At 34.8% G+C, this 5,336-nt stretch carries 3 protein-coding genes; 2 read left to right on the plus strand and 1 reads right to left on the minus strand.

Annotated elements, in window-relative coordinates; genetic code table 11:
- The coding region (locus tag WC622_RS16245) for an alpha-2-macroglobulin (protein WP_372820743.1) at positions 1–2,227 on the plus strand (2,227 nt) is incomplete at its 5' end.
- Between the two features lie 198 nt (positions 2,228–2,425).
- Positions 2,426–4,816, plus strand: coding sequence for a penicillin-binding protein 1C (gene pbpC / locus WC622_RS16250; protein ID WP_372820744.1), 2,391 nt, complete (start codon positions 2,426–2,428; stop codon positions 4,814–4,816).
- On the opposite strand, the gene WC622_RS16255 is transcribed toward pbpC, so the two are convergent.
- Positions 4,809–5,336 (minus strand): lysoplasmalogenase (locus WC622_RS16255; protein WP_372820745.1); only part of this gene is annotated, 528 nt, incomplete at its 5' end. The genes pbpC and WC622_RS16255 overlap by 8 nt on opposite strands.

Below are 5,336 nucleotides of genomic sequence, written 5' to 3' on the forward strand. Positions count from 1 at the left end.
TGGCAAAGCAATGACGTATAAAATTGCTCTGGTTGATGAAGGATTGTTTGATTTAACTCGTTTTAAAACTCCTGACCCGCATAGCATATTTTATGCAAGAGAAGGTTTAGGTGTTAAAACATGGGATTTATTCGATCAGGTTTTGGGCGCATGGGGTGGAAATTTAGAACGTATTTTAAGCATTGGCGGCGATGGTTCCATTAATAAAAACTTAAATCCTGCTAAAGCAAATAGATTTAAAGCTGTTGTTAAATTTATGGGGCCATTTTCTTTATCCAAAGGTGAAAACAAAACACATAAATTCACTTTACCACAATATATTGGCTCAGTTAGAGCAATGGTTATTGCGGGTGATAATGGCGCTTACGGTTATGCAGAAAAAGCAGTTGAAGTTAAAAAACCGTTAATGGTCCTGGCTACTTTGCCAAGAGTAATTGGACCAGGAGAAAGCTTTACGTTGCCAGTAAACATTTTTGCAACCAATAACAATTTAAAGAATGTAAGTGTATTAGTGCAAAGCACTAACCTATTAATTGATGGTCCAAAAACAAAGCAATTGAGCTTTAAACAAGCTGGTGAGCAAATGACTTATTTTAATGTGGTTGCGCCAAATACAGTTGGTATAGCAAAAGTTAAAATAATTGCACAAAGTGGAAATGAAAAAACTGTTTATGATGTAGAATTGGATATTCGTAATCCGAATCCTTACATAACTAATGTGGTTTCTGCCACCATACAACCTAAACAAACTTGGAAAACAACTTATGCTCCAATTGGAATGTCAGGCACAAATGCTGGAACAGTCGAAGTTTCTTCAATCCCTCCTATTGATTTGAATAAACGATTGAGTTACTTAATTCAATATCCGCATGGTTGTGTTGAACAAACTACATCAAGCATTTTCCCACAATTACTATTAGATAAATTAACTCCACTTAGTACTCAGAAAAAAACTGAAGTAGAACGAAATGTTAAATCGGGGATTAATAGATTAAAAGGTTTCCAAACTACCGATGGTGGATTAAGTTACTGGCCAGGAGAAGGTTCATCTGATGAATGGGGAACGAATTATGCTGGACATTTTTTAGTGGAAGCACAAAATGCAGGTTACACCTTACCAGTTGGACTGTTAGATGAGTTAATTCGTTATCAAAAAGCAAAAGCAACTAATTGGACACCAAATAGCACTAATTTTTATGGTGGAGATTTGAGTCAAGCTTATCGTTTATATGTTTTGGCTTTGGCAAAAAAACCAGAAATGGCGGCGATGAATAGATTACGAGCTTTTGAATACCTTTCAGTTAGTGCAAAATGGCGATTAGCAGCAGCGTATCAATTGGCCGGACAATCTGCGGCTGCAAATGGTTTAGTTAAAGGTTTAGCACAAACTGTACAGCATTATACACAATTAGGCGGCACATATGGTTCTGATTTAAGAGATGAAGCCATGATTATGGAAACGTTAACTTTAATGGGGCAAAAAGTTAAAGCTGCACAATTATTGCAAACTGTTGCGGCTCGCTTAGGTCAAAATACATGGTATAGCACACAAACAACTGCTTATAGTTTATTGGCTATTGCTAAATTCTGCGGACAAAATAGTGCTTCAAATAAATTGCTGTACACTTATGTTTTAGATGGAAAAAAAGGAAATATAAATAGTGAGCAATACTTGAATAGCACAGCTCTTAATTTCAAAAATAATACTGCAAATATTACGAACGCTGGTAATAATGTGTTGTTTGTCCGTTTAATTTTACAAGGCCAGCCAGTCGCCGGACAAAATAATTTCTTGCCAAATAAGCCTGATGTATTGGATATGAAAGTGAATTATAAATCATTAAAAGGGCAAGTTATTAATCCAATAGTTTTAAAACAAGGAACCGATTTTTATGCAGAAGTAATAATTAAAAACCCTGGAAAGATGGGTTATTATGAGCAAATGGCATTAACCCAAATCTTCCCTTCAGGTTGGGAAATTATTAATACAAGGCTTAATGATAATGAAAGTGCATTGGCTTCAGCAGCTTATACGTATCGCGATGTGAGAGATGATAGAGTGTTTACTTACTTTAATATTCGAGAGAATGAAACGTTAACCTATAAAGTATTGTTAAATGCATCATACTTGGGCAAATATTATTTATCTGCGGTACAATGTGAAGCGATGTACAATAATAACATTAGCGCCACACAAGCAGGTAAATGGGTGCAAGTTGTAAAGTAGTTTATTAGAAATATAGTCATTGCAAGTTTAACTTTCCTTTAAACTTACAATGACTTTTACAATCTTGGCCAAATATTTATCATTAAGAAACGAACAAAGCCAAAAGCTAATCTCAAAAAAGTAGTTAATTTTTCCATAACAATCTATTTTGATGTAAATCAAAATTAGCTTAGAAATGTTACCCTATAAAATCAAAAAATGAATAAACAACAAAAAGCTGTACTAATTTCTGATAGCATTTGCTTTTTGTTTTGTTTGTTTTTTCTGTTTTCCTTACCAAAACAATTGTTTAAATCTCCTACCTCTTATGTGATAGAGGCAAGTAATGGAGAGTTATTAAGTGCAGCTATTGCTAGTGATGGTCAGTGGCGCTTCCCTATTGCAGATACCATTCCTGATAAGTTTGTGAAATGTATTACTGCTTTTGAGGATCAACGTTTTTTTCTGCATTTTGGAGTTGACCCTGTTGCCATGAGCAGGGCAATGAGCCAAAATATTAAAGCCGGTAGTGTAGTAAGTGGCGGTAGCACATTAACCATGCAAGTTATTCGTTTATCACGTCGACAAAATCGCAGTATTTGGCAAAAATTAACAGAAATGTGGTTGGCTATGCGTTTAGAGCTTCGTTATTCTAAACAAGGAATAATTAGTCTGTACGCATCTAATGCGCCATTTGGGAGTAATGTTGTTGGTTTAGACGCTGCAAGCTGGCGATATTTTGGTCGCAAAGCCGAAAATTTATCATGGGGCGAAATGGCTACATTAGCGGTGTTGCCAAATAGCCCGTCGCTCGTTCATCCTGGTAAGAATTCTACACGTTTAATCAAAAAACGAAATGACTTATTAGATAAATTAGCAAAGCTGAATATCATAGACAAAGCGACAGCAGAATTATCTAAATCAGAGCCGATCCCAGGTAAACCTTTACCTCTACCGCAAAATGCCCCTCATCTTCTTAATCGTTTTAAGGAAGAAAAAAACACATTGAAAGTAAAATATACCAGTTTAACAACCACAATAGATTACGATTTACAATTAAAAATCAACGAATTATTGAAACGATATAACAATCGATATAAAGCAAACGACATTAACAATATTTCAGCTTTAGTACTTGACGTGAAGAATGGAACAGTAAAAAGTTATGTAGGTAATTGTTATCAACCTGAAAATAAGGAATTTGAAAGTCATGTAGATATGATTAAAGCGCCTCGAAGTCCTGGAAGTACATTAAAGCCCTTATTGTATGTGAGTATGCTAAGCGACGGAATGTTATTGCCACACACATTGGTCCCAGATGTTCCAACACAAATTGGCGGCTATTCCCCTCAAAATTACGATTTAGGTTATGATGGGGCTATTTCGGCAGATAAAGCATTGAGCAGATCCTTAAATATTCCAGCAGTTAAAATGCTACAGCAATATAAATATGAACGGTTTTACGATAAGCTTAAAAAGCTAGGTTTTACTACCTTAAATCAAGCTGCAGATCATTATGGATTATCTTTAATTTTAGGTGGCAGCGAAGTTACGATGTGGGATTTAGCGAAAAGTTATTTAGGTATGGCTAGAACATTAAACCATTTTAATGATTACCAAGGTAAATACAATCCGCATGATTATGATGCTCCTATCTATAGTAAATCAGTTCAATCCTCTGTAAAAAAAGATGAAACAGAGTTGAATTCTATAGTAGATCACGGTGCTATATGGGCAACATTTAATGCAATGGAAGAAGTAATGAGACCTGGAGATGAAGGTTTATGGGAGCAATTCTCTTCATCACAACGTGTAGCTTGGAAAACAGGAACTAGTTTTGGTTTTAGAGATGCTTGGGCAATTGGTTTAACGCCAAATTATGTAGTTTGCGTGTGGGTTGGCAATGCCGATGGAGAAGGTAGACCAGGTTTAATAGGTATTGAAGTTGCTGCTCCAGTATTATTTGACATTTTTAGACAATTACCTTCATCTAAATGGTTTGAAACTCCAAAAACTAAGCTTAAGAAAATATTGATATGTAAACAAAGTGGATTTAAGGCTGGAGAATATTGTACAGATAAAATTACGGAATTGGTACCTGTTGCTGGAGAGAAAACTATAGTCTGTCCTTACCATAAATTAGTGCATTTAAATGCTTCAAGTACATTTAGAGTAACTGATAAATGTGAAAGTACTAATCAAATGCAACATAAAAGCTGGTTTGTTCTTCCGCCTGCAATGGAATATTATTACAAAATAAGAAACAGTGATTATAAAGTATTACCGCCTTTTAAACCTGGTTGTAATGATATAGGTGGAAATATGGTGATGGATATGATTTACCCTAAAAACAACGCGGTAATTTATATCCCAGTTGAACTGGATGGAACACGAGGGAAAGTAATTTTAAATGCTGCCCATCGAAACTCTGAAACCAAAATCTATTGGCATATTGATGCCGAATTCGTGGGCAGTACAAAATCCTTTCATCAATTGGCAGTTAGTCCATTACCAGGAAAACACACCTTAACTTTGGTTGACGAAAATGGAGAACGGTTAGTTCAAGTTTTTACGGTTTTGGATAAGGATAAAAAGAAATCTGCTAATTAGATTCTGCATCTATTACCGAATGTTTTTTCAATTTTCTCTCTACAGCCCCTATTGTAATGAAATATTGGGCGGCCATATATGTAACCATAATGGGTATTCCAGCAAATTCAAAAGGAAAAACAAATTTATTAAAAGCTAAAATTGAATCTGAAACTAGAAACGATATAGCGCCCCAAAAAATCAGATTAAAACTTAAGGTATTTACTCTACCTTTTCTATTTACAGCCATAATTGCCATAGATGAGATAACTATAGAATAAATCATTACCGGAATTTTCATTTCATTCAAGTGTGGTCTTAAATACAGATAAAAACCTAAACAAAAAATCCCAAATACAACTAAGGCTATTTTTGTATACTTCTTCTCTATCGCAGGATGCCATTTGTAATCTAAATAAAATGCACTAATATAGGCAAGATGACCAATTAGAAATGAAGCTAATCCAAACATAAAGAATGAAGGATCTACTTCAAGAAACATTAAAAAACAATCTCCAAATAGGCCAAATACTAAACCAAT

Source organism: Pedobacter sp., assembly GCF_041662865.1.
Taxonomy (GTDB): Bacteria; Bacteroidota; Bacteroidia; order Sphingobacteriales; family Sphingobacteriaceae; genus Pedobacter.